Raw genomic sequence first — 23,432 nt, 5'->3', positions numbered from 1 at the left:
CACTTATTATACAACAAAAAAAGCGAGCCCTTCCTCGATAAAAATCGAAGAAAGGCTCGCTTAATTTAAACAATATAGACTTTTTCAGTGGCCTCGGAATTAATGAGGAGGTTTTTTGATTGGATTGTTTTTCAAGCGAGAATATTAGTGTTTAACCAGTTGACCTCATTGTTATACTAGGAAAGTAAGTATCAAGGAGGATTTTGGAAGTGAACTTTAATTTTCGTAAAATAGTAGCGTTATTGATTATTGGAAGCATCCTTATCTTTTCAGGTTGCGGAACTACTTTATCAAGTAGTGAAGATGAAAAGTATGAGCCTGTTGTAAAAGAGACGGAAGCTCTAGAAACTCGCTCCGATGATGCCGTAAAAGAAGAAACTGTTGAAGACGAGAAAGAAGTCGCGAAGCAAGAGAAAGTGAAGACCTCAGCCCCTGCCAAGACTGTTCCGAAAGAAGGAACAACAGATCAAATTCCGGTGACGCTTGTTTCAATCACTGACGGAGATACCATTCGCGTGATGTATAACGGTGTCAATGAACCGGTTCGTTATTTATTAATAGATACACCTGAAACAAATCATCCACGTCTTGGGAAACAACCTTTTGGGTCTGAAGCCAAGGAACGCAATCGTGCCCTTGTGAATAGTGGGAACTTAACACTAGAATTTGATGTTGGTGAAAAACGTGATAAATACGGACGTTTGTTGGCATATGTGTATGTCGACGGTAAAAGTGTTCAAGAAGCGTTGATACGCGATGGGTTAGCACGTGTTGCTTATGTGTATCCTCCAAATACTCGCCATTTAACACCTTACGAAGAAGCACAGCAAGTTGCTAAGTCGAAAAAATTAGGCTTTTGGGCAGTTGAAGACTATGCTACAGATTCAGGATTTGCGAATACGCCAACTGCTTCTTCAGAAAGATCTTCTGATGCAAGCTCGGAAGCTGGATCTGAGCGTTCGTCAGAAGTTTCAACAGAGACGACAGAATGGTTCGATAATTGTACGCATCTGCACACTAAGTATCCAAACGGAGTTGCAAACAACCACCCCGCCTACCAGGTCAAAATGGACAGAGATAAAGATAACTTTGCATGTGAAAACTAATGAGAATGGCGAAAATCGACTTTGAATGCGATTCATCCAATTAGAATGTCTTTTCAACCACCTTTGGCGGATTTTCGACCAACTAGAAGGCCTTTTGAACCAAGTTGACTTTTTCACTCGTTTTAATCACTTAAAAACAAAATGGACCTCCTCGGAAAGAAATCGAGGAGGCCTTTCGTGTTTTTAAGATAATTCAATACGATTACAAGAAGCCGACGAAGATACCTGCCAGTATGACAGAAACGATTGTTACAGTGATGAAACCTGCAACTAACATTGGTGGCAACATGTGGCTTGTTAACACTTCGCGTTCCTTTTCATCTGTTGTTAATGAGTTGATTACTTCGTTTGTAATGATGTAATCCGCTGGGAAACCGTATAGTGCGGTTAATGAAACGGCAAAAGCCATTTCTTTACTGACTTTTAATACTTTGCCCATAATCAATGAGAACACGTACATGCCTGCTACTCCAAGGACGATACAGCCAATCAACGGCCAGATCAGTTCCACCATCATTTCTGGTGTGGCTTTTTTCAAACCGTCCAGAATGAACAACATCAATCCTAAAATGGCGAATCCAAAGCCATTTGCTTTTTTCAAAGGGTGTTTTTCTAAGAAGCCAACACTTGTTGCGATTACTCCAAACAATAAACACAATACGAATGGACTAATGGTCACTATCGGCGCAAGCCATACAGACACTTGATAAGCTAAGAAACCAACAAATGCTAAACGGAAAAATTTGAAGAATTCGGTATTGTATTTTTCGGGCATCCACTTAAATAATTTCAATTCATTTACACCTGAATCAATGTTCCCGCCTTCAACTTGTTTCTCCACAATTTCCCCATCTCGGAATTGTTGAAGCAAACGTTTTCCTTCTTTTTTCAACACAACTGATGTTAATGGATATCCTGCGAAACCTTGCATTACATAAATAACGATAGCGAAAACTGCTAAGCTTGGAAGTCCTGCCGCTGCAGCACCTTCGGACATAATAAGTGCTGAAACAAGTCCGCCTACTAAAGGTGGAATGGCAACGATAATCGTTTCACTGCCAAATAGGAATGTTCCTATTGCAAATAATGCTGTGATAATACCGAGAATTCCAGCTAATGCGATTAATATCGTTCTCCATTGCTTGATCAATTCTTGCACAGATAACAACGTTCCCATGTTAGTAATTAACAAGTAAATTAGCATCACCGCTACGGTTGGTGGTATGCCAGCCAGCTCCACAATATTTTCCGGGAAAAATGTCCAATATCCGATTAAGAAAAGGACGGCACTAATAAAAATGGAAGGAACCCAAGCTTTCGTGCGAACCGCAACTACATCTCCAATAAAAAGGAAAAATACCAAAATACTCAATGCTAACATCTGTGACATTACGATTTCCCTCTCTCCATAAACTTTTCTCTTACTCTTCGTTTGTCGAAGTAATGTGTACAACAGTAACATGATTCGACATGATAAATATATAGAATAAATAGAATTGAATGAATATTATGATTTAAATAAGGAAAAACGTGCATGTAAACGCTTATATATGACATAAACGATTAATTATCGTCAGGAAGACTTTATTATGGAAGGAAAAGGGGAATAGAATAAAAATGGACATTAAACTTTCTTAAAACATGACGAATCTACCAATGTCTTTTATGCTACTAATTACAGAATGAATTTTCCCAAATTCTTTGAAAGTTTAGGTGCTCTATATGAAAAAAACAGTACTCGGAATTGCGGCTATCGGAGCTGCTTCTACTCTATTTTTACAGCATTACCCGATGTTCGGAAAAACGCCAAATGCGAAGAAAAGATTGGATTATCAAGGCTCACCAAATTACGAAAAAAATAAATTTAAGAATATCTACCCAACGACTATGGGAAGTGATTTACAGTCTTTAGGTTCTATCATAAGAGATTATACTCGGAAAATCCCTAATTTAACGCCTTCTCTCCCACTTCCGATGCAGAGTTTTAAGTGGGATAATCATTCGCATAATCAAGCAAGAGTAACCTGGTTCGGCCATTCAACTGTGTTTCTAGAGCTCCATGGAAAGACGATTTTTATCGACCCGATGCTTGGTCGTTCGCCATCGCCGTTTCCACAAATCGGTGGAAAACGCTACAGCCAAGACCTGCCATTTGATAAGGAGGACATTCCATTCATTGATATTGTGCTTTATTCTCATGACCATTACGATCATCTAGATTATGATTCAGTTAATTTGTTGAAAAATAAAGTCGGGCAATTTATTGTACCTCTAGGTGTCGGGAGTCGGTTAGAAGGATGGGGTGTTCCTACCGGAAAAATTAATGAACTGGATTGGTGGGACGCAATAGAGCATTCGGGAATACAGTTTATTAGTACGCCTGCTCGTCACTTTTCAGGACGAAGTCTGTTCGATCAAAATTCCACACTTTGGACGTCTTGGGTTATTCAAAGCGGAGAAACGAATATTTTTTATAGTGGTGATAGCGGATACGGTCCTCATTTCAAAGAAATTGGAGCTCAGTACGGCCCATTCGACTTTACTATGATTGAATGTGGACAATATGATGATCGTTGGGCTGATATTCATTTAACTCCTGAAGAAACGGTGCAAGCTCATCTTGATGTAAATGGAAAATTGATGATGCCAATCCATTGGTCAGCTTTTACTCTAGCCTTTCATGAGTGGACCGATCCAATTGAACGTGTAACGAAAGCTGCTATTGAACGGGGTGTCGCTATTACAACGCCGATAATTGGACAGTCGATAGTTGTTGGAGCTGAAGAATATCCATCAGAACAATGGTGGATGACGGTTTAATGTTACAAACATAGAGACGGGCAATTTTAGTTCCATAACGATATAGCTATCATTTTTATCAATAGACCATCTATTTCGTTATCGATAACATGGAACTATTTCGGTTGTTTGAATAAGCGCAAAGAAAAAACTCCTTTTAAAAAGCTAAACATCTTCTTGTAAGATGTTGCTTTTAAAAAGGAGTTTCCATTATGCTAAGTTTTTTTTGCAGTACTCAAGAATTTCTGCTTCTTCGTCGTCTTCTAGAGCAAAGTCAAGTGCATCTCTTGATGCTTTTTCCGTAAAGTAATATTGCACAACGCGCTCTCCATTTTCATCATCTGAAGCAAAAATCACCCGAAGCTCTAATCCACCTTCTGTATAAAGTTCATCGTCTTCTTCAACTTTAATATCTAGTAAAAATTCATAACGGTCTCCGACGATAATACCAGTCGGATCGTTTATTTTATTAACCAAATGACTTATAATTTCCATTATTTATTCTCCTTTAGATGATTTATTGGTCTTGATGTTGTCTTCCTATGGTCTAATTGTATCTGTAGAGCTTATATAATGCCAATCAATATAATAAATCTTTTAATTCTCTTCCCACACATTAAAAACCATGCCGAACGGATCGCGCACATAACAATCCTTTCCTTTACCTTCCCAGCGAACAATTTCACAGCCATTTTGCACAAAAAGTTCCTTAGCCTCATCCAAATTGTTGACGACTGTTCCATAACAGGACCTAAATTTTCATTGCCTGGAATTAGAAAAATGGAATTGTGGTTCGTTCGAAATTCCACTTCATCTACCTCACTTTGGGCAGGCTCTTTCAAACCCATAACCCTCTCATAAAAAAGTTTCGCCTTCTCTACGTCGTCTACTTGAAAACCAATATTCTTAGACATACTAAAATTCATCTTATTATCTCCTCCTCATCAAGTAAAAGTTTGAGGACCTTGTTAATTCCATATTCTATCTAGATCCTATTAGGTTTTTCAATACTTCATTAGTTAAGTTTGGCACGATATTAAGCGTAAAATCGCGTTCCATTCGTTCGTATTGTTTATGTGCATCGTATCCGTAAGGTCCGATATTGATAACGGGGACGTTTATGGCACGAATGGCTTCATAGTCGACATAGTGTTTTGTTCCCCATCCAGGATTATTCGTTGAGACAGCAGAAATCCCTGACTCGTCGTCGCTTAATGCGACAAAACTCATGTCCGAAATGTACGGGAAAAAGTTTTTTGTGACGATTGGATGCGGGTAGTTAGGTTGAACGGTTTCCACTGCCATATCTAAAGCATCAAGTAGGTTTTGTTCTTTGTCACTTTTACCAGTCACTTCAATTCTTGGTGAATAGAGTGATGAGTAAAACAAAATGATGGTTGGATTTTTATCAGGCATCCATTTCCAAGTTTCTTCAACAACGCGAACAGCGAACATGCGTGTATCGAGGTCGGTTTGCTGTAATAATTGATCTTTGAAAGCTTCCACATGTAGCGTAAAAGCTTCACCATGCTCTTTCTGCAGTAGAGATAGCATGTCCTCGTACTTCATGACTCGTGGTTCCCACAGGATGTCATTCATTGGTTCCCCACTTACTTTGCTAAACGTTGCATAATGTTGTTTGAATTCTTGTAGTGCCGTGGAAAATGCCGTTTCTGCTTCGACTGTTAAGAGCTCAAGTACTTCTTTTGGTGACCACGAATGTATAAAGAAATTGAAATAGACATACGCAGATAAAGCTGTCTGCACAGTGTATGTTGGTTTTAAGTCCATTTGTTTTAATGAAACTGGTGGCACCGTCGTTTCCCCAAAAGCTTCATTGCAAAGTGCCGGATTATAACTGATTTGTCTTGTTAAATGAGCAGCGATAAAATTAGGATCAATTCCTTCAAAGCAAGAACCCACATGGGTTTCAGACCCCGTAATGAAGAATGATGGCAATAACTTCCCAACTGTTCCTTTGTAAATGTAGCGGTTAGGATCCCCATTGTAACGAGGAGATACAAAATCAGCATTAATCGCTGCTACATAATCAAATCCATGAACGTCACGAAGACGTTTTAATTCGGTTAATGAAGATATAATCCCGTGCGAACCATCTTCTTCATCACACTCAAAGACCGCCATTAAATTACCTTCAAGCTCTTCAGGATGCTCCGAATAATATTTCAACAAGTACAGATGACTAGCCACGCCTGACTTCATGTCAAGAACACCTCGTCCAAATTCGAATTCACCTGACGTGAGATGATCTTTCACCGCTTCAGGCAAGTCTTCTTGTTGTAAGGCTTGTGCTAGTGCATCGGGGTCCAGTGCATGCTCTTTTAAATTAAAATCGTCGATGCCAACTGTATCAATATGTCCCATTAATAAAACCGTTTTATTGGAAGGGTTTTTTGTTCCTTTAACAAACGCAATGACATTGTAACGCTCTTGCTCATCGTTTTCCGTCTGTTGATAGATTATGTGTTCAATATGTTGTTGGAAATAAGGATAGGAAGAAATGAGCGTATGAAGTGCCTGCGACATCACCTTTTCTCCGCCCTCATTCACAATACTTTCAATTCGCACTAACTGTTTCGTCAATGCCCACACTTCTTCACGGCAATCAAACATGTCTAGTCACCCCTCTAGTCGATATATTTAGTTACACGTAATATATCATAGACAGTCGACATGGGGAACACGCTTTGATTACAATAAGGAGAGTTAGGAGTGAACGAGTATGCAACCATTTACAGCAGAAGTTGTACGCGTATTAAAAGAAATACCTGAAGGCTACGTAGTCACTTATGGACAAGTCGCACGCATGGCAGGTAGTCCTCGCGCTGCAAGACAAGTCGTACGCATTTTACATACGATGAGCGAGAAACACGGATTGCCTTGGCATCGAGTAGTCAATATTCGAGGCGAAATCGCCATTTCTGACGAAGAGTCAAAGAATTTGCAACGCACGTTGCTTGAAAGTGAAGGCGTAGCGTTTCTAGCAAGCGGACGAGTAGATTTAAGTGTGTTTGAAAAGTAAGTGTTTGCGCCAACACTAAAAATCCTCAATAGAAAAAGGCTGCCGAGGCAACCTTTTTCATACTCTATTTATTTTTAATTTTATCTTCTGGACGCCAGCCATTTTGCAAATCTCTTATCGATAAGTCGAAAGTATACTCTAAATGAGGATAGTCTTTGAAGCCAGCCCAGTCACCGCCCCAGTCAAATCCTAGTTCTTTACCGAGTTTGGCAACCTCTACCCAATCCGCTTCACCATTGTTGTTCATGTCGCGTTCCAAATCGTAACTAATCGAGCCATCCTTGTTTTTCAAGACGAAATCGATGGCAAGTCCATAGTTATGAAAGCTTTCACCACCACGCGCATACGTAACGATGTCCCCTTCCATCGAACGTCCTTTGTCATATAATACGTCTTGAGATTCTACAGATCGAAAGCCATCACTTATCATGATGGGGACGCCTATTTCTTCTGCTTGATCTAGTAATTGATTACTTTTTTCTCCAACAATTGGATGCAGTCCTTCTGGTAAAGTTCGTTCCTTAAGCTCTTCTCTAAACTCTAATTCATTGTGAACCCATATAAAGAAGAGCCCGCCAATCACGAGCCAGAACGCAATATTTAACCATGTCCATAGTCGTTTCAGGCGAACTCCTCCTTCCTACACACTGTTTTCCATCTTACGAAATTTCTTTTATTTCTTTCAATGATTTTAAACCGACTATTCCCTTATCGATAAAAGAGTCGCTCCTTTGAAAGGAACGACTCCATTGAAATTAAGCTGTGACATCTCGCTTAGTAAATGACCAGAAGCTGATGACTAAGAATAACAACATATAGATGGTCAAGACCACAAGGGATAATGGCCAAGTAAGTCCTGGAACAAACGTATTTCCCGAGATATATCCAGTTAAATCTGTATGTGTAAACAAGATGTATTTCACGAATTCATATTTACTTAGGAATAGTACGATACTTGGTCCAACAAATAAAAGGAATATCGATAATCCAATGGCAAGAGAACTTGAACGGAAAACACTGCCAATCATAAAGGCAAATGTTAAATAAACGATTATACCTACGAATTGCAAGGCGTATAACGCAAGCACCCTTCCCCAATATGATACTTCGACAACTGCTCCATTACGATAGTCTAAAATTGCGCCGCCACTTGGATCATAGAACAAGTAACCTGCAATTAATGATGCGACAAATGAAATCATAGTTAGCATCAAAGCAAATAACAATGTCGTCAAATATTTCGACGTTAATATTTTCCATCTCTTGACCGGTCTACTTAGTAACATCTTAATGGTGCCTTGTGAGAATTCAGATGCCACAATACCAGCTGCCGCAATAACTGACAACAAGACAACCAATGACAACATAAAGTGTGAATCAAGTATAGACTGTTCTCTACCACTAGGATCCATTGGTTCTAAATCTTTTTCTATACGATATTCTGAAATTGCTAGTTCTTTTTCTAATTGTTTTTTCGTCGTATCATCTATGTTAGGATTTGCAAGTTCAGCAGTCAAAAACGCTTTATTTTCAGCTTCATTTTCTTCCCATGATGGCTGATTTTCTGGTTGGTCTAAAGTGGATTGTACAAACTTCATAATACCGCCAATACCAATTAATATGAATAATAATAAGGCTACCATAATCCAAGTGGCTTTTTTATGCCATAACTTCATCCATTCATTTCTTATGAGATTCAGCAATTTGGCCACCTCCGGTCATTTCTAAGAATTGATCTTCGAGCGTTTTACGGAATGGTTGCACAGCAAATATTTGAAGATTTGCAGTTACCATGGATTGAATGATTGCAGGAATTTGGTCTTGCTCTACTTTGACGATAAATCCATGACCGCTTTCTGCCACAGTTAGTCCCAGTCCTACTAATAATTCACGTGTTTGTTCAACTGGTTGAGCTTCAATATAATAATGTGCTTCTTCTTTTTGATTCATTTCACGAATATCGATAAGTTGACCGTTTTGAATGATTGCAATTCTGTCACACATAAGTTCGATTTCAGTGAGTAAGTGACTCGATACAAATACGGAAACTCCATCTTCTACAGCGATTTTCCGCAAATATGTACGAAATTCTCGAATCCCTGCAGGATCTAATCCGTTTGTTGGTTCATCGAGAATTAAGAATTTCGGACGATGTAATAAGGCTTGTGCTAAGCCTAGACGTTGACGCATTCCGAGTGAATATGAGGATACTTTTTCGTGTATACGATTTTGCATGCCTACTTGATCCACTACTTCGGTAATACGCTCTTTTGTAATCGATTTATTCATGCGCGCAAAGTGCAATAAATTTTTCCATCCAGACATGTATTTGTACATCTCAGGATTTTCTACAATTACTCCTACTTTACTCATCGTTTCTTCAAAATGATCTGTCAGTGTCTGACCTTCAACTATAACTTCTCCACTTGAAGGTTTCATTAATCCTGCCATCATTCGAATAGTCGTTGTTTTACCTGCTCCATTCGGCCCTAAGAAACCTGTGATTTGACCAGGGAATAATTGCAAATTCAAGTTATCAATAATTTTCTTTTTGCCGATGGTTTTTGACAAACCCTTTAACTCAACAATTGGTTGTTGTTCCACTCTTATCACCTTCCTTAAATAACGACATCTGCCATCTACTCCATAAGACGAAGTAACTACTTAAAAGTTCATCATTTCATTGATTACTAATCAATAATCTTTCGGTGGCTATTTTTATATACGAAACACATGGGTCAAAGTTTCATTTTTTGATAAATTTTCTATTTATTTTACAAGTAATTATATGGGAATTATTTCATGCGAAGGATTTATTCGGTGATGTTTATAGGATAAAATAGGGAAAAGGATGTGGTGAATTATCGTGAAAAAATTTCCCAGGAAATATGGGTTGCATTTAGAGTATCCCATAGGAACAGTCCGCTATTCTATAAATATTGATGAAGTGTTTAAGTCTGCTAGCGTCATCAAGCTACCTATTTTTCTTTATGGTTTCAATTATGCAAAGGATTTGGATGATCTCGTAGAAGTTTCACCTGAAGATATCGTAGATGGATCTGGCGTTTTGCAAACACTGGTCACCCAGACGAGAAGTTTTTCAGTTCGTGATTTACATGTACTGATGATCGTAGTTTCAGATAATACTGCAACTAACCTACTGATAAAGCGTTATGGGTTTAAACGTCTAAACAGTTATTTGCAGCATCTTGGCATGACGAAATCGAAACTGGGACGTGAAATGTGTGACCCTATTGCAATTTCCGAAGAACGAGATAATTTTATTTGTGCGCGTGACGTAGTAGCTTGCTTACGTACGCTGGTTAGTTCTCCTGTTTTTCATGACATGTTACATATTTTAGAGAAACAACAATTTCAAGATAAAATACCGGCTGGAGTTAATAATGAGAATTTTGTTTTCTTTAATAAAACGGGTGAGTTAGATGATATTGAACATGATGTTGGACTATTTGTTTATAAAGGACAAATTGGACTTTTCGTTGGCTTAACTGAAGGTGATAATTCACTAGATCGCGAGTTTTTACATGAATTTGGCCATATGTTTAATGAATTATAAAAGAGCAAACCGCTATCGGCTCGCTCTTTTATTTTTCATTGAACAATTGATCATCTATTTTACTTGATTGTCCTGAATCACCGAACCATGATTTCATTTTTTCTTGGGCACGTTGTCTAGTTGGCTCATCAATATGTGAAATTACTTGATACAAAGCATATGCAATAACACTTGCATCATCCGCCAAACCAATGACTGGAATGAAATCTGGAAGGACGTCAGCTGGGAATATTAAGTACCCTAATGCACCAATAATCGTTAGTTTTGCAGATTTTGGTACTGCTGGATTTTGAGTAGTGAAGTATAGTAATAAACTTGTATATACTGTCGTTTCTCCTGCTTTTTTGCTATATTTCAATAGTTTTCTCCAAAACTTTTCTTCTGAATAATGCATTTGCGAGCTTTCAATCTCACTTTGCGGATCTAAGCTTTTTATCAAATCCTTGTTTTTGTTCATATCAACACCCCTTTGAAACTAGTATGTCGGTTTGTGTGATAGTTTTCAATGAATACCTATAATATGTTTTCAAAGACTAATTGCAAAATGAGCAAAGCAGTAACTATCCGTAAGATTGGTTTCACATACTGAGGTTTTATTTTCTCCGCAATTCGTACACCTAGTTGGGCACCTGTAATCGATCCAGCCATTAAGGCAAGTGTTAATGGCCATATAATGACTCCAGATGAAATATAACTAATCGCTGCACCAAAACAACTAGAGAAAGTAGCAAGTCTTACTAGTCCTACTGATTTCACATATGCGATGTTCATGTAACTAAACAAGTAAAGCATTAACGTACCTTGTCCCGGACCAAATAAACCATCATAAATACCGATTCCAAAAAGACCTGGTCCACTAACTCGTGTCAGTTTTAACGGTTTTTCTCCTGTGAAATTGCCTTTTCCAATAAAAGATGTGAGAAAAGCAAATGCTAGCAGGCAAATTGCCAGTACATACAGATTGCTTGCAGATAACTGAGAAGCAATAAACCCTCCCGTTACACCCCCACCCAAACTTATCGGAATTAGCCAAAAAGAATCCTTCAACGTGATTTGTTTACGTTTATACAATGTGAAAAAACTGGAGAAAGAACTTACTGTGTTGGATACTTTATTTGCGCCAATGGCTGAATGAATCGGCATGCCTAGAAGCAACATCGTTGGCAAACTAATGAGGCCACCACCACCTGCCAGAGTGCCGATTGTTGTTGCCGTAACACCAATCAAATACAGTAGTAGATAATCCATAGTCGTCACCTGTCTTTCTTGTTATTCCTTATTGTACTTCGCGTCTCGAAATAAGAACATGACGATGATATAATGAGTTACGATAAGAAAAACTTATGACAAGGGGGATTGATTATGTTTATTGGATCAAAAATTCGTTTAACAGGTATCAGAAAAGAAGACCTTCCAACATATCGTCAGTGGAATAGTGTTGAATCATTTGGCCGTTTTTATAATTCTTCACCTATTCGCGAAGAATCCGAGAAAAATGCGAACCAATTAATCGATGATCATTCAGACCGCAGTTACCGTTTTGCGATCCGTCCTCTTGATACGGAAGAGTTTTTAGGCGTTTGTGCAATTGAAGAAATCGTCTGGCCACATCGTGTTGCCTGGCTTTCAATTGCTCTTGGTCCTGATTTTCATGGCCAAGGGTTTGGTAGGGACGCCATGCTGTTGTTAGTGAATTACGGGTTTAACGAACTCAATTTACATAGATTGACTCTGACCGTTTTTGGCTATAACAAAGGCGCTATCAAGCTCTATGAATCTCTCGGATTTAAACATGAAGGTACTTACCGTGAATTTTTGCAACGCGACGGAAAACGTCATGACATGCATCTATACGGAATGCTTGCCTCAGAAGTAAAACTACTCAAATAATGGAACCGAAAAAGGATGCCTTCTTTTTAGGAGTCATCCTTTTGTTATGCTTTTGAATGGGTAAAGCGCTCATACAAACTGCGCACAATCGTCGTGAGACTTAATATAAATACAATGATTAATGTAATTTGAATCACCATAATCATCCAGTCTGGGAAGGACAGGATGCCAATATTTATTAAGTGATTTAAGCCAACAAAAATAGAGACGAGGGCCGCCAGAAACGCAATCATGGTTGCAAAGAGGGCTGCGAATTGTAGGAATGACAATTGTTTAATATGTTTTCGCAAGCGAATCACTTGCAACAGAATGACCAATAAGAACAGGATGAATGACAGATTGGAAGAACCTATGTAGATTGAATTAGCAATATAGAAAACTAAAATTATACTAAGAATGATGCTTTGGTATTTGTCTATAAATGTTATCATGATGATTTCGCTCCTTTACAATTAGTACGAAAAAGCTATTAAAAAGTTTCAATTTTGGTAAAATTAGATAAAAAACCCATACTTTAACGAAACGAGGAATTTGATGCTTACAATATATATTACTCGACATGGGCAAACTGAATGGAATGTACAATCTCGCATGCAAGGGTGGGCTGACTCCTCCTTAACAGCCAGTGGAGTGGTAGCGGCAACACAATTAGGCAAGCGTCTTCAAGATGTGCCACTAGACGCCGTATACAGTAGTACGAGTGGTCGCACGATGCATACTGCACAACTTATACTCGGCAAACGTACTATTCCACTCATTCGAAAAGAAGACTTACGCGAAATTAATGTCGGTGAGTGGCAAGGTATGTTATCTTCTGACATCGAGCGTGATTTCGCGGAAGATGTAAAAACCTACTATGAACAGCCAAGTCAATTTCAACCAACTTCTGGTGAAAGCTTCTATATGTTGAAAGAACGAATATTGCGTGCTGTTGAAGAAATCGTCACTGCTCATCCAAATGGTCATGTTTTGATTGTAACGCATGGTGTCGTTAAAAAATGTTTAATCAATCATTTTAACGGCGCTGAGTTGGATTCACTTTGGGATCCCCCTTTTATCCACGGCACAAGTTTGACAATGCTGGAAATTGATACTGATCGACGAGAACTCACCTTGATTGGCGATATGTCGCATGCGGAAGAAGTAGAAGGTACAGTTCGAGTGCAGTAATTTTGGATTTTGTACAACCTGGAGCCGCACTCCGTCAACCTAGAGCGACACAACATACATCCACACAACAAAAGCGGGGCTATTAACCCCCGCTTCTCATTTAATGTTTCATTTGAATACGTTGTTTACGGTGTTCTCGACGAGCAGGGCCGGATTCGTAAAGTCGAATTTCGGATTCGCTTTCAGCGATAATGCCCGGCACAGGTGTTGGCTTACCTGTATAATCAATTGCGACAAACGTTAAAAAGGATTCGGTCGTTAGCTTCGTTTCACCTGTTAACAAATTCGTTGATTGCACGCGTACATAGATTTCCATTGATGTTCGACCTGTCGAACTGACGACTGCTTCTAATTCGAGTACATCACCTACACGAGCGGATGATAAAAAATCGACGGAATCGATAGACGCGGTCACGACTGCATTTTTACAATGCTTCATGGCTGTGATTGCAGCTATTTCGTCAATATAAGATAAAACTTTCCCCCCGAAAATGGTTTCGAGATGATTGATATCGGGCGGCAACACTAAATGTGTTTGAATCGTACGGGACTGCTTCATCGGAATTGGTTGGGTCATAATTTAATCTCCTTCATGATTCATAGGTTCATCATACAAAACCTGACCATCAATTTAAAGTATCTAACATAATTATCGTCTTAGCTTTTATTTTTGCAAATAAAAAAAGCCAGTCCTCTATTCATTCATGGACTGGCTTTCAAACTATACGTAATGAATCAGGAAACTGCTTCTTCAGATCTTGCATAGCGTCTTACTGCACACAATTCATTCTCATACTTCGTACCCGCTAATTCAATAATTTCTACACATTGTCCTGTCGATGGAGAATGAACCATTAGTCCATTTCCACAATAAATTCCAACATGTCGAACTTTGTTAGAAACTTCATTTGCAAAAAATAATAAATCGCCTATTTCCCACTGATTTGTATCTGTTGAATTAACTTCTTGCCCATTTCTTGCTTGATCGTCTGCATCCCTTGGAAGGAAATATCCATGTGCTTTATACATGTTGTAACTAAGGCCGGAACAATCATAGCCATATGAAGACATTCCGCCCCAGAAGTATGGTTTCTCTATGAATTTAGTAGCACAAGAAACGATGTCGCCTCCTGAACGTTGAACAAATGATTCAATACCTGGTGAATGTTCGACTTCTTCACTTAAAATTAGCGCTTCTCCATGAGGGGTGTTCACTAAAGTAAACTGATCATTATTATCGATAACCGGTAAGATTGTATTAAATGGAACCACAAGTAACGGTTTTCTTTCCTTCGTCCAAAGCTGAACTTTAGGGAGACGGACTTTCGCATATCCGAAATCTGAAATGCGTTCCATTTCTTTTAATTGAACGAGGGGTACCCATCCTGGATAGCCACGTTCATCTTTTTTAGAATGTTGCCAAGTACAAATTACTTTAGCCCAGTCGCCGACAATTTCTTCGATTAACACAGGCTCCCCATATAACAATTGTGTTTGAATGCGGTTTCCTTCACACAGATCGAGCAAGTCTTTATACGTTAATTCTTCCAACCATTTTGGAACACGGACTGGATTTTCTAAACCTGGTGTATCTTTTTGACGTGCTGATTCAGGAGATGTCCATACTGTTGCTACTGAAACTGAACAAACCCATCTTGTTACTGATTGAAATAGCATTTTACCTCTCCTTATCCTTTTAGAAGTAAACGTTTATTCATTAACTCACTATGTAATCCGAGACCAGGTAATTTAGAAAATCGAATATGTCTGCCTTCGTAAGTTATACCGCCTTCAACAATATCTTCAGCCAACATTAACGGTGCATCAAAATCAAAACGTGTCACATTCGGTTGACTTGCAGCAAAATGAGCGGCTGCTGAAATGCCAAGTTTTGTTTCAATCATGCTACCTGTCATGCATTCTACACCATAACTTTCAGCTAATGCATTAATTTTCAGCGCTTGATAAATGCCTCCAGCTTTCATGAGTTTAATATTAATTAAATCAGCTGCACGCAGTTGTAACACACGTACTGCATCTTTGGGGGTGAAAATAGCTTCGTCCGCCATGATTGGCGTATGTGTATGCATCGTTACATATTGTAGTCCTTCTATATCATACGCTTTTACTGGTTGTTCGATGAGTTCTATTTCAAGACCAGCGTCTTCCATTTGACCAATAGCTCGGACCGCTTCTTTTGCTTCCCACCCTTGGTTCGCATCGAGTCGCAGCTTTGGTTCTTTACCAATCTTCTTTCTGATTGCACGGATACGTTCAACGTCTTTTGCGATATCATCAATACCTACTTTGATTTTCAACACATTAAACCCTTTACCTACATAACGGGCCGCATCCTCAGCCATTTCTGCTGCATCATTTACACTGACCGTAAAATCGGTTTCAAGTGTATCACGATAGCCTCCGAGAAGTGTGACAAGCGGAAGCCCCGCTAGTTGACCGAGCAAATCATGAATGGCCATATCAAGCGCCGCTTTTGCACTTGAATTACCAACCATGGAGCGATGCAATTTTTGGAATACCCGCTCCGAATGGTGTAAATCAAGACCAAGTAAGTGAGGCCCGATCACTTGATCGATTGCAAATTGAATACTCCCAAGCGAATCACCTGTAATGACATGAGTTGGGGGGGCTTCTCCCCACCCATCCAAGCCATCCTCGGTGGTGATTTTCACAAAAACAGATTCGGCAATCGTGACGGTACGAAGTGCAGTTTTAAACGGTTTTGTGAGCGGTACCGCAACCGAAAAGGTTTCGATTGAATGTATGATCATGATGGATTACCTCCCTTTTATTTGACGCCTGGTAAAATGGTCAATGTTTTTGCATCCGCATCTAATCTTGCTTCCACTCCAAGTGGTACTGCAAAATGTGGTTGACAATGACCAATTTTAAAACCAGATACTACTGGCTTTCCTAAATCCCCTAAATAGTGGTTCAGCACTTCTTCAAGTGTTAATGTTGTTTTTCGTTTTTTTGGTTCTGTTTTTGAAAAATCACCTATAACGAATCCAACAGCATCATGTAGTTTCCCTGCTAAACGCAATTGGTTTAACATGCTATCCACTTTATATGGTTCTTCATTTACATCTTCAATTAACAACAATTGCCCACGTGTATCAATCTCATATTTAGAGCCAAGCGCACTGACCAGCAGCGATAAATTACCTCCAACCAATTCCCCTTGTGCCATTCCACCACTTAGAGTTGTTAAAGGTGATATATCTTCGGTATAATGCAGTTCGATTGGTTCGAATAATTGTCCAAACATGCGACCAGATAGTTCCTGGAAGGTGTCTTTTCCGACATCCGATGCGAGCATTGGTCCGTGGAATGTGACTACATTGGCGAATTGACCAATAGTCGTGTGTAAATAGGTAATATCGCTATAGCCCCACAATATCTTAGGTTGCTCAGTCATTAATTGAAAATCGATGCGGTCCGCATAGCGAGCAGCTCCGAATCCTCCTCCTGCGCAAATAATAGCTTTAACGTTTGGATCTGAAAGCATATCGTGTAAATCTCCTAAGCGTTCATCATCTGTTCCCGCTAAATAACCATGAATTTTTTCAACATGTTTCCCCATTTTAACGTTTAATCCTAATTGGTCTAAAAAGGCTAGCGAGCGGTTTAAATTTTCTATATTAGGTGGACTTGATGGAGCGATAATTCCAATCGTATCCCCTTTTTGTAATCGTGTTGGTCTAGTGCGCATGGATGTTGCTCCTCTCTTCTGTCTTGAAAACTAGTTATCTATATTTAAGTATAACTTTTTTTCATAATAGAAGTATTCGACGTCCATTTGAAACGCCACAGCTTTTCATTAATTTCCGAGTCAGTTTTCAGCGTATTGATTATTTGTTGCTGTTGTGCAAATCGCACTCATACTAGCAAAATGTCGTTTGGCACGCTAATTCCACTTGGACTAACATCGCTCGGTAAGCTTCCAATATATCTTTGGCTTTAAATTTCACAATTGTTGTTCCTGGTTCAATTTCACAGCCCGGCATAAGTGCTGCCCACTCGGCTTGTCCGTAGTTGACAAATTCAATTCGTAAAGTTGGATTTTTAGGTGGCAGGAGTGGTTTTACCAAATGTCGATTGTCGACGGCTTTTTGAATTCGTTCAGTTAAAAGTGCTTGTGATTTTTTGGGATGCATCGTTTTTACAGCTTGGCGTGTAATTGATTCTTTGACCGCTACCGTCGTTATGTTTGGAATAAGCTCTTCTGCTTCACGACACGCACCGTCATCACCGGCAACTAGGATGACTGGCACACCAAAATGACCCGCCACATATGCGTTGAACCCAAGTTCCCCAATCTCCACTTCGTTAATATACATATTGCGAACACCAAAAATCATGCTGTGACTCATGACACCAGGCTGTCCAGCACGCGAATGATATCCTACAAAAATCGCTCCAGCATATGTTTCATCCAGCGCTTGCACCATCGAATACGGTTTCACTCCACCCGTAATCAATAGCGCTTCTGGATTCAGTTCTTCTATTAGCAAGTTATTCATTTTCGAATGACTATCATTTACCACTATCTCGGTAGACCCTTTTTTCAGTAAACCTTCAATAACCGCATTTGCTTCATTGGTCATGATACGACGAGCACGTTCATAATTGTGTTTCTGCGAATCTACGAAAGTGTGATCTGGTAAACCAGTAATCCCTTCCATGTCGACTGAGATAAAAAATTTCATATTCTTGCTGTCCCCCTCATAACATATAGTTAATATGTGATTGTTATTATTAAAGTACCAATATTGATTGAATATTTCAATATTATTCCTTTGTTTTTTTCGAGTATCAAAATAAATACAGAGAAAACTCTTTTGATTACTCGTATAAAGAATGGATATTCTATCATGCATGGTTTTCGTCCATTCGAATGGTTTTTCCGACCATTCGTGCATAGTTTCCGACCACTTACGCTTCGTTTTCGACCACTAAAATGTAGTTTCCGACCATTCGCCTATTTTTTAGATTATTTATTAATTTCTCCCCGTATCTGTTGACATATGATTCTATGCGTACTAAGATAGGAACAACTTTTTGATTCGGAATTTTGGTAGAAGGTGTCGGGAGCGACATCGCCAATAAAATTTTAGAACATAGTTGAGAGTGAGTTTAGCTGAGAAAAATCGATGACAAAGAATAGTAGCAGGAGTTTGTCTTAATAGAGAGTCAGCGGTTGGTGGAAGCTGATAGACAACTTGTTGTGAATGGTCTTTGGAGAGTTTCCCAGAAGGTAAGTATGGGAAAACGTTTGATCTACGTTACAGGTCCTAAAGTGAAAGCCATTAGAGGCTTTTAATTTGAGGTGGCACCGCGGTAATTCCGTCCTCTGTACATGAACTTTTCTGTTCATGTACAGGGGACTTTTTTGTTTTTCCGGATGTACACGAGCCGAGCAGAGGAGAGAATAGTATGAATACAAACCTACTACAAACCGCACGAATTACGATTAATGGTGACACGTTATCCCCCATAGCCATTTACAAACGCTTGCAAGGCAAGCGTAAGTTTTTGCTAGAAAGTTCTTTAAAACATGATGCATCTGGTCGCTATTCTTTTATCGGAGCAGAACCAGTAAAAGAATTTAAAGGATCGGCTCAAGAGTTAAAGGAAACGTCCTTTCTATCTGGTCAAGTAATTAACCATTATGGAAAACCGCTTGAATTGTTAAAAACTCTACTACCCGTTATAAATGAACACGATGAATTCCCATTCAACGGTGGTGCAGTTGGGTATATCGGGTATGATGTTATCTCGCAATATGAAGACATTGGTCTCCCCCTCCATGACGACCTAGGAATGCCTGACATTCATTTACTCGCTTATGAAACCGTCATTGTCTATGACCATCTAAAACAAGACGTAACGATTTTGCACACGGGTAACACTCCAAGCAAGATTGAAGAAGTGGAGCACCAATTAGCAGTGAAAGAAAGTGAATTAGTAACTACCACATCTCCACTTCCTTTTACATCGAATATTACAAAGCAAACGTTTATCGACAACGTCTTACGAGCAAAAGAACTAATACGTTCAGGAGAAATTTTTCAAGTAGTGTTATCTCAACGTTTACAAGCACCCTTTTCAGGTGACTCTTTCTCATTGTATCGAAAACTAAGAAAAGAAAATCCTTCTCCCTATATGTTTTATGTGGATTTTGACGAACATGTGGTACTTGGTGCTTCTCCAGAAAGTTTGATGAGCATTCAAGAAAAACGGGTGACGACGAATCCAATTGCAGGTACTAGACGCCGTGGCAAGACATCAGAAGAAGATAAGTTGCTTGAAAAAGAACTTCTCGCGGATCCAAAAGAACTCGCTGAACATCGCATGTTAGTGGATTTAGGACGAAATGATTTGGGGCGAATTAGTGAAGTTGGCAGCATCCATTTAACAAAATACATGGACATCGAAAAGTATCAACATGTTATGCACATCGTTTCTGAAGTTGCAGGTACTTTACGAGAGGACCAACACCCCCTCGATGCACTCGTCGCTTGCTTACCCGCTGGCACAGTATCGGGTGCACCAAAAATTCGAGCAATGCAAGTCATTCAAGATTTGGAGAATGTGAAGCGCGGGGTTTATGCAGGCGCTGTCGGCTATATCGGATTTAATGGCAATATCGATATTGCCTTAGCTATTCGAACACTAGTCGTGAAAAATCAAACCGCTTACGTCCAAGCTGGTGCTGGAATTGTCTATGACTCTAATCCACAAGCAGAATATGAAGAAACGTTACACAAAGCAAAGTCATTGCTAGAGGTGTTGTCATGATTTTACTACTCGATCACTATGACTCGTTTACGTATAACTTGTTTCAAAGCTTGTCGATGCTCGGCGAAGATGTACGGGTGGTTCGTTTCGATGAGATCTCACTTGAAGAAATCCGTCAGATGAATCCAAAAGCAATCGTCTTATCTCCCGGTCCTGGATCGCCAAATGACAAGTTGAACTCTTTATCAATTATCAAAGAATTTTATCAAACAATTCCGATGCTTGGTGTTTGTTTAGGACATCAACTGCTTGGCGTAGCATTTGGCGGAAAAATAAAGCGCGCTACACAAGTCATGCATGGAAAAGTATCCGCAGTTCGTCATTCACATGCGGGCATGTTCGCTTACCTTTCTCAACCTTTACCCGTCATGCGTTACCACTCTCTCGTGTTAGAGGATTTGCCTTCGTGTTTTAACACGACTGCGATTGCGATGGACGACCATAGCATTATGGCAATTCAACATGAGAAATATCCGCTTTATGGTTTGCAGTTTCATCCAGAATCCATAGGGACCCGTGATGGCGAAAAAATTCTACAAGCCTTTTTAACAGACATAGCTTAGCTGAGAATATTTACAATGAGGAGAGATTGAGATGAGAAGATTTACTGAGAGTGTACGTGCAGGGAATTCACTGACGTACCATGAGATGAGAGAAGCAACGAATGCTATGTTTTCAGAACAAATTGCCGGTGTCGACATCGCGAACTTTTTAACTGCATTATCGATAAAAGGGGAAACAACAGAAGAAATTGCTGCACTGGTTGAAGTGTTAAGAGAAAATGCTACCCAAGTTCCAGTTTCCTCTTCAGTCGTCTTTGATAATTGTGGTACTGGGGGCGATGGATCGCAAAGTTTTAATATCAGCACGACGTGTTCTTTTGTATTAGCGGGAGCAGGATTAAAAGTTGCTAAACACGGAAACCGCAGTATCTCGAGCCGCACAGGGAGTGCTGATGTATTGGAAGAACTTGGCATCGCTTTGGATTTCCAACCTCATGAAGTTGATGAGTTACTCAAGTCAACGAACATCGCTTTTTTATTCGCACCACATGTTCACCCAAAAATGAAACGCATACAAGTCATTCGGAAATCTTTAGGGAAACCGACAATTTTCAATATGATTGGCCCATTAACAAATCCCGTTTCTTTATCATCTCAGTTAGTTGGTGTGTATCGACAAGATAAACTAATGGATTTAGCGGATGTCCTTCATCGCTTAGGTCGCAAACGCGCAATCGTACTAACTGGGGCAGGCGGAATGGATGAAGCATCTCTTGCAGGAGATAACTATCTCGTACTGATGAATGAAGGTAAAAGTATTCCGTTTACGCTAAATGCTCATGAAGTAGGTTTATCATATGCACCATTAGAAGCGATTCGCGGTGGAGACGCAAAAGATAATGCAGCTATTTTAAAAAGCGTATTACGGGGTGTTCCTTCGCCTTATTTAGATACCGTTTTGCTTAATGCCGGAATTGGTTTATTTGCAGCAGGTGTCACCTCGACCATTAACGAAGGCGTCCACCAAGCTCGCAAAAGCATTCAAAGCGGCCGCGCACTAAGTATCATGAAATCAGTCATCGCATATAGTCAAAACCGCAAGCAATTGGAGATGAACGCATGACCATTTTAGAGAAAATCTTAGAAGTGAAGAAACTAGAAGTGGAAAACTTATTAGAACATCAAATCCCTTTTGAATTAACTAAAGCACTTACTGATAAGCTTTCTTTATTTGAAACTTTATACAACACGCAACATTTACAAGTAATTTCTGAAATTAAACGTGCCTCTCCTTCCAAAGGATTAATTGAAGGCAATGTGAATCCCGTACAGCAGGCGCTTGCTTATGAAAATGCGGGTGCTGCAGCTATTTCCGTGTTAACAGATCAACAATTTTTCAAAGGATCCTTGAGCGATTTACAAGTAGTTTCTTCAGCAGTTCGCCTTCCCGTGTTGTGCAAAGATTTCATCATCCATCGATTGCAAATCGAGCAAGCAAAACGCGCGGGTGCTTCTATTATTTTGTTAATCGTGGCAGCACTTGAACAAGAGACGCTAAAAGAATTATTTGATTTTGCCACGACTTTAGATTTAGAAGTTTTGGTCGAAGTTCATGATGTTGAGGAATTGCAGAGAGCTTTATTAATAGATGCAAAAATCATTGGAATAAATAATCGTAATTTAAAAACATTTGAAGTGAATTTGGGCAACACGGCAGAAATCTCTGCACACTTCCCTTTTCATGAACAACGCGTGTTAATTAGTGAGAGTGGAATTCGGGATGCAACTGATGCGTCAACAGTCGCCAAAGTTGGTGCCCATGCAGTGTTGGTCGGAGAGACATTAATGCGTAGTGCACATATTGACGAAACGTTGCGTTCGTTTCACGTGAAACGTAGGGAACGATGATGACAAAAGTCAAAATTTGTGGATTGATGGAACTTGAACATGTAAAAGTAGCTGTGGAATCAGGTGCTGACGCAATCGGATTTGTATTTGCCAAAAGCCGGCGACGAGTCACAGTTGAACAAGCTAAAGAACTTGCAACAGCCGTGCCGATTGATGTGTTGAAAATTGGTGTGTTCGTAAATGAAGTGATAGAAGAAGTGGAACGAATCGCAAGAGAAGTATCTCTTGATATGGTTCAGCTACATGGTGATGAAGATCCAGATTATGTTCGACGTCTTTCCTTCCCTACTATTAAAGCATTGTCTATAAAGACTCAAAAAGATGTACAAAAGGCTTCACAATATGAAGTCGATTACTTTTTATTTGATGCACCCGGAGTTGAGTTTCGTGGAGGATCGGGCCATTCATTTGATTGGTCGTTACTCGCCAAGGCGAATATCTCACATAACAAAGTGATTTTAGCTGGTGGACTCACTGAAACTAATATTAATGAAGCAATCAATACCGTACACCCTTTTATGGTGGATGTATCAAGTGGAGTAGAGACAGCGCAACGGAAAGATGCAGAAAAAATCCGCACGTTTATCCGTGCAGTCCGAGATGAGGAGAGATGA

Annotated in this window: 26 protein-coding genes and 1 other annotated feature; of the genes, 11 read left to right on the top strand and 15 right to left on the bottom strand. The window is 39.5% G+C overall.

Annotation, left to right across the window (positions count from 1 at the left end):
• Positions 1–209: 209 nt before the first annotated feature.
• On the top strand, positions 210–1,106 hold the full coding sequence (locus C8K15_RS12530; RefSeq protein WP_108586740.1) for a thermonuclease family protein: 897 nt from the start codon (positions 210–212) through the stop codon (positions 1,104–1,106).
• Between the two features lie 202 nt (positions 1,107–1,308).
• Here C8K15_RS12530 and C8K15_RS12525 read toward each other — a convergent pair whose 3' ends face one another.
• A complete protein-coding gene (locus C8K15_RS12525; protein WP_108586739.1) occupies positions 1,309–2,496 on the bottom strand; it encodes a hypothetical protein in 1,188 nt (395 codons plus the stop codon).
• Positions 2,497–2,828: 332 nt separating this feature from the next.
• Between C8K15_RS12525 and C8K15_RS12520 the strand changes: the two genes are divergently transcribed.
• Entirely contained in the window at positions 2,829–3,926 is a 1,098-nt protein-coding gene (locus C8K15_RS12520) for an MBL fold metallo-hydrolase (RefSeq protein WP_108586738.1), read from the top strand.
• 189 nt (positions 3,927–4,115) lie between these two features.
• Here C8K15_RS12520 and C8K15_RS12515 read toward each other — a convergent pair whose 3' ends face one another.
• From C8K15_RS12515 to C8K15_RS12505, 3 genes are all read right to left on the bottom strand, one after another.
• On the bottom strand, positions 4,116–4,400 hold the full coding sequence (locus tag C8K15_RS12515; RefSeq protein WP_108586737.1) for a DUF6509 family protein: 285 nt from the start codon (positions 4,398–4,400) through the stop codon (positions 4,116–4,118).
• Between the two features lie 71 nt (positions 4,401–4,471).
• On the bottom strand, positions 4,472–4,831 hold the full coding sequence (locus tag C8K15_RS20335; RefSeq protein WP_108586736.1) for a VOC family protein: 360 nt from the start codon (positions 4,829–4,831) through the stop codon (positions 4,472–4,474).
• 55 nt (positions 4,832–4,886) lie between these two features.
• Entirely contained in the window at positions 4,887–6,539 is a 1,653-nt protein-coding gene (locus C8K15_RS12505; protein WP_108586735.1) for a M20/M25/M40 family metallo-hydrolase, read from the bottom strand.
• Between the two features lie 109 nt (positions 6,540–6,648).
• Between C8K15_RS12505 and C8K15_RS12500 the strand changes: the two genes are divergently transcribed.
• The gene (locus tag C8K15_RS12500) at positions 6,649–6,948 is read left to right on the top strand and encodes an MGMT family protein (protein WP_108586734.1); all 300 of its coding nucleotides are present in this window, start codon (positions 6,649–6,651) and stop codon (positions 6,946–6,948) included.
• A 64-nt stretch (positions 6,949–7,012) separates the two neighbouring features.
• Here the strand turns inward: C8K15_RS12500 and C8K15_RS12495 are convergent, their stop codons facing one another.
• The 3 genes from C8K15_RS12495 to C8K15_RS12485 all read right to left on the bottom strand — a co-directional run bounded on the left by C8K15_RS12495 (position 7,013) and on the right by C8K15_RS12485 (position 9,552).
• A complete protein-coding gene (locus C8K15_RS12495; RefSeq protein WP_108586733.1) occupies positions 7,013–7,573 on the bottom strand; it encodes a M15 family metallopeptidase in 561 nt (186 codons plus the stop codon).
• 130 nt (positions 7,574–7,703) lie between these two features.
• Entirely contained in the window at positions 7,704–8,624 is a 921-nt protein-coding gene (locus tag C8K15_RS12490; protein ID WP_233260476.1) for an ABC transporter permease, read from the bottom strand.
• A gap of 4 nt (positions 8,625–8,628) precedes the next feature.
• The gene (locus C8K15_RS12485) at positions 8,629–9,552 is read right to left on the bottom strand and encodes an ABC transporter ATP-binding protein (RefSeq protein ID WP_108586731.1); all 924 of its coding nucleotides are present in this window, start codon (positions 9,550–9,552) and stop codon (positions 8,629–8,631) included.
• A 262-nt stretch (positions 9,553–9,814) separates the two neighbouring features.
• On the opposite strand from C8K15_RS12485, the gene C8K15_RS12480 reads away from it, so the two are divergent.
• Positions 9,815–10,525, top strand: coding sequence for a serine hydrolase (locus C8K15_RS12480; protein WP_108586730.1), 711 nt, complete (start codon positions 9,815–9,817; stop codon positions 10,523–10,525).
• Between the two features lie 28 nt (positions 10,526–10,553).
• Here C8K15_RS12480 and C8K15_RS12475 read toward each other — a convergent pair whose 3' ends face one another.
• Together C8K15_RS12475 and C8K15_RS12470 are read right to left on the bottom strand one after the other, a co-directional pair.
• Positions 10,554–10,982, bottom strand: a complete 429-nt coding sequence (locus C8K15_RS12475; RefSeq protein WP_108586729.1) for a YkvA family protein — start codon at positions 10,980–10,982, stop codon at positions 10,554–10,556.
• Between the two features lie 56 nt (positions 10,983–11,038).
• On the bottom strand, positions 11,039–11,773 hold the full coding sequence (locus tag C8K15_RS12470) for a sulfite exporter TauE/SafE family protein (protein WP_108586728.1): 735 nt from the start codon (positions 11,771–11,773) through the stop codon (positions 11,039–11,041).
• Between the two features lie 114 nt (positions 11,774–11,887).
• On the opposite strand from C8K15_RS12470, the gene C8K15_RS12465 reads away from it, so the two are divergent.
• Positions 11,888–12,415, top strand: coding sequence for a GNAT family N-acetyltransferase (locus C8K15_RS12465; protein ID WP_108586727.1), 528 nt, complete (start codon positions 11,888–11,890; stop codon positions 12,413–12,415).
• 44 nt (positions 12,416–12,459) lie between these two features.
• Here the strand turns inward: C8K15_RS12465 and C8K15_RS12460 are convergent, their stop codons facing one another.
• Positions 12,460–12,846, bottom strand: a complete 387-nt coding sequence (locus tag C8K15_RS12460; protein WP_108586726.1) for a hypothetical protein — start codon at positions 12,844–12,846, stop codon at positions 12,460–12,462.
• A 103-nt stretch (positions 12,847–12,949) separates the two neighbouring features.
• On the opposite strand from C8K15_RS12460, the gene C8K15_RS12455 reads away from it, so the two are divergent.
• Entirely contained in the window at positions 12,950–13,585 is a 636-nt protein-coding gene (locus C8K15_RS12455; protein WP_108586725.1) for a histidine phosphatase family protein, read from the top strand.
• A gap of 100 nt (positions 13,586–13,685) precedes the next feature.
• On the opposite strand, the gene C8K15_RS12450 is transcribed toward C8K15_RS12455, so the two are convergent.
• The 5 genes from C8K15_RS12450 to C8K15_RS12430 form a co-directional block, all read right to left on the bottom strand.
• Complete coding sequence (locus C8K15_RS12450; protein WP_108586724.1) at positions 13,686–14,162, bottom strand: acyl-CoA thioesterase; 477 nt, start codon at positions 14,160–14,162, stop codon at positions 13,686–13,688.
• Between the two features lie 158 nt (positions 14,163–14,320).
• Positions 14,321–15,262 (bottom strand): C40 family peptidase, encoded by a 942-nt coding sequence (locus tag C8K15_RS12445; RefSeq protein ID WP_108586723.1) that lies wholly within the window; start codon positions 15,260–15,262, stop codon positions 14,321–14,323.
• Between the two features lie 11 nt (positions 15,263–15,273).
• Entirely contained in the window at positions 15,274–16,377 is a 1,104-nt protein-coding gene (locus tag C8K15_RS12440; protein WP_108586722.1) for a mandelate racemase/muconate lactonizing enzyme family protein, read from the bottom strand.
• A gap of 17 nt (positions 16,378–16,394) precedes the next feature.
• Positions 16,395–17,318, bottom strand: coding sequence for a S66 peptidase family protein (locus C8K15_RS12435; RefSeq protein ID WP_108586721.1), 924 nt, complete (start codon positions 17,316–17,318; stop codon positions 16,395–16,397).
• Between the two features lie 172 nt (positions 17,319–17,490).
• On the bottom strand, positions 17,491–18,315 hold the full coding sequence (locus tag C8K15_RS12430; protein WP_108586720.1) for a M55 family metallopeptidase: 825 nt from the start codon (positions 18,313–18,315) through the stop codon (positions 17,491–17,493).
• A 435-nt stretch (positions 18,316–18,750) separates the two neighbouring features.
• Positions 18,751–18,963: a binding site (T-box leader), on the top strand.
• Between the two features lie 79 nt (positions 18,964–19,042).
• On the opposite strand from C8K15_RS12430, the gene trpE reads away from it, so the two are divergent.
• Genes trpE through C8K15_RS12405 form a run of 5 tightly spaced genes read left to right on the top strand, consistent with a single transcriptional unit; the run spans position 19,043 to position 23,432 of the window.
• Positions 19,043–20,407: an anthranilate synthase component I gene (trpE, locus tag C8K15_RS12425; protein WP_108586719.1), complete on the top strand. Its 1,365-nt coding sequence runs from the start codon at positions 19,043–19,045 to the stop codon at positions 20,405–20,407.
• Positions 20,404–20,970 carry an anthranilate synthase component II gene (locus C8K15_RS12420; protein ID WP_108586718.1) on the top strand — a complete coding sequence of 189 codons (567 nt, stop codon included), beginning with the start codon at positions 20,404–20,406 and terminating at the stop codon, positions 20,968–20,970. The genes trpE and C8K15_RS12420 overlap by 4 nt, the downstream gene beginning before the upstream one ends.
• Positions 20,971–21,001: 31 nt before the next feature.
• Positions 21,002–22,033 carry an anthranilate phosphoribosyltransferase gene (gene trpD / locus C8K15_RS12415; protein WP_108586717.1) on the top strand — a complete coding sequence of 344 codons (1,032 nt, stop codon included), beginning with the start codon at positions 21,002–21,004 and terminating at the stop codon, positions 22,031–22,033.
• Positions 22,030–22,818 carry an indole-3-glycerol phosphate synthase TrpC gene (trpC, locus tag C8K15_RS12410; protein ID WP_108586716.1) on the top strand — a complete coding sequence of 263 codons (789 nt, stop codon included), beginning with the start codon at positions 22,030–22,032 and terminating at the stop codon, positions 22,816–22,818. The genes trpD and trpC overlap by 4 nt, the downstream gene beginning before the upstream one ends.
• Positions 22,818–23,432 (top strand): phosphoribosylanthranilate isomerase, encoded by a 615-nt coding sequence (locus tag C8K15_RS12405; RefSeq protein WP_108586715.1) that lies wholly within the window; start codon positions 22,818–22,820, stop codon positions 23,430–23,432. Before trpC ends, C8K15_RS12405 begins: the two co-directional genes overlap by 1 nt.

Source organism: Paenisporosarcina sp. OV554 (assembly GCF_003058165.1).
In the GTDB taxonomy this organism is placed as follows: Bacteria; Bacillota; Bacilli; order Bacillales_A; family Planococcaceae; genus Paenisporosarcina.
This window is presented reverse-complemented; position numbering and strand designations above follow the sequence as displayed.

What these genes read in the sequence shown, in the direction of transcription:
- trpD (WP_108586717.1), top strand. Translation starts at nt 21,002, where the DNA reads ATGAGAAGATTTACTGAGAGTGTACGTGCAGGGAATTCACTGACGTAC.
- C8K15_RS12465 (WP_108586727.1), top strand. Translation starts at nt 11,888, where the DNA reads ATGTTTATTGGATCAAAAATTCGTTTAACAGGTATCAGAAAAGAAGAC.
- C8K15_RS12490 (WP_233260476.1), bottom strand. Translation starts at nt 8,624, where the DNA reads ATGAAGTTATGGCATAAAAAAGCCACTTGGATTATGGTAGCCTTATTA.
- C8K15_RS12500 (WP_108586734.1), top strand. Translation starts at nt 6,649, where the DNA reads ATGCAACCATTTACAGCAGAAGTTGTACGCGTATTAAAAGAAATACCT.
- C8K15_RS12475 (WP_108586729.1), bottom strand. Translation starts at nt 10,982, where the DNA reads ATGAACAAAAACAAGGATTTGATAAAAAGCTTAGATCCGCAAAGTGAG.
- C8K15_RS12525 (WP_108586739.1), bottom strand. Translation starts at nt 2,496, where the DNA reads ATGTCACAGATGTTAGCATTGAGTATTTTGGTATTTTTCCTTTTTATT.
- C8K15_RS12420 (WP_108586718.1), top strand. Translation starts at nt 20,404, where the DNA reads ATGATTTTACTACTCGATCACTATGACTCGTTTACGTATAACTTGTTT.
- trpC (WP_108586716.1), top strand. Translation starts at nt 22,030, where the DNA reads ATGACCATTTTAGAGAAAATCTTAGAAGTGAAGAAACTAGAAGTGGAA.
- C8K15_RS12470 (WP_108586728.1), bottom strand. Translation starts at nt 11,773, where the DNA reads ATGGATTATCTACTACTGTATTTGATTGGTGTTACGGCAACAACAATC.
- C8K15_RS12440 (WP_108586722.1), bottom strand. Translation starts at nt 16,377, where the DNA reads ATGATCATACATTCAATCGAAACCTTTTCGGTTGCGGTACCGCTCACA.
- C8K15_RS12460 (WP_108586726.1), bottom strand. Translation starts at nt 12,846, where the DNA reads ATGATAACATTTATAGACAAATACCAAAGCATCATTCTTAGTATAATT.
- C8K15_RS12435 (WP_108586721.1), bottom strand. Translation starts at nt 17,318, where the DNA reads ATGCGCACTAGACCAACACGATTACAAAAAGGGGATACGATTGGAATT.
- C8K15_RS12505 (WP_108586735.1), bottom strand. Translation starts at nt 6,539, where the DNA reads ATGTTTGATTGCCGTGAAGAAGTGTGGGCATTGACGAAACAGTTAGTG.
- C8K15_RS12430 (WP_108586720.1), bottom strand. Translation starts at nt 18,315, where the DNA reads ATGAAATTTTTTATCTCAGTCGACATGGAAGGGATTACTGGTTTACCA.
- C8K15_RS20335 (WP_108586736.1), bottom strand. Translation starts at nt 4,831, where the DNA reads ATGAATTTTAGTATGTCTAAGAATATTGGTTTTCAAGTAGACGACGTA.
- C8K15_RS12520 (WP_108586738.1), top strand. Translation starts at nt 2,829, where the DNA reads ATGAAAAAAACAGTACTCGGAATTGCGGCTATCGGAGCTGCTTCTACT.
- C8K15_RS12455 (WP_108586725.1), top strand. Translation starts at nt 12,950, where the DNA reads ATGCTTACAATATATATTACTCGACATGGGCAAACTGAATGGAATGTA.
- trpE (WP_108586719.1), top strand. Translation starts at nt 19,043, where the DNA reads ATGAATACAAACCTACTACAAACCGCACGAATTACGATTAATGGTGAC.
- C8K15_RS12450 (WP_108586724.1), bottom strand. Translation starts at nt 14,162, where the DNA reads ATGACCCAACCAATTCCGATGAAGCAGTCCCGTACGATTCAAACACAT.
- C8K15_RS12445 (WP_108586723.1), bottom strand. Translation starts at nt 15,262, where the DNA reads ATGCTATTTCAATCAGTAACAAGATGGGTTTGTTCAGTTTCAGTAGCA.
- C8K15_RS12515 (WP_108586737.1), bottom strand. Translation starts at nt 4,400, where the DNA reads ATGGAAATTATAAGTCATTTGGTTAATAAAATAAACGATCCGACTGGT.
- C8K15_RS12405 (WP_108586715.1), top strand. Translation starts at nt 22,818, where the DNA reads ATGACAAAAGTCAAAATTTGTGGATTGATGGAACTTGAACATGTAAAA.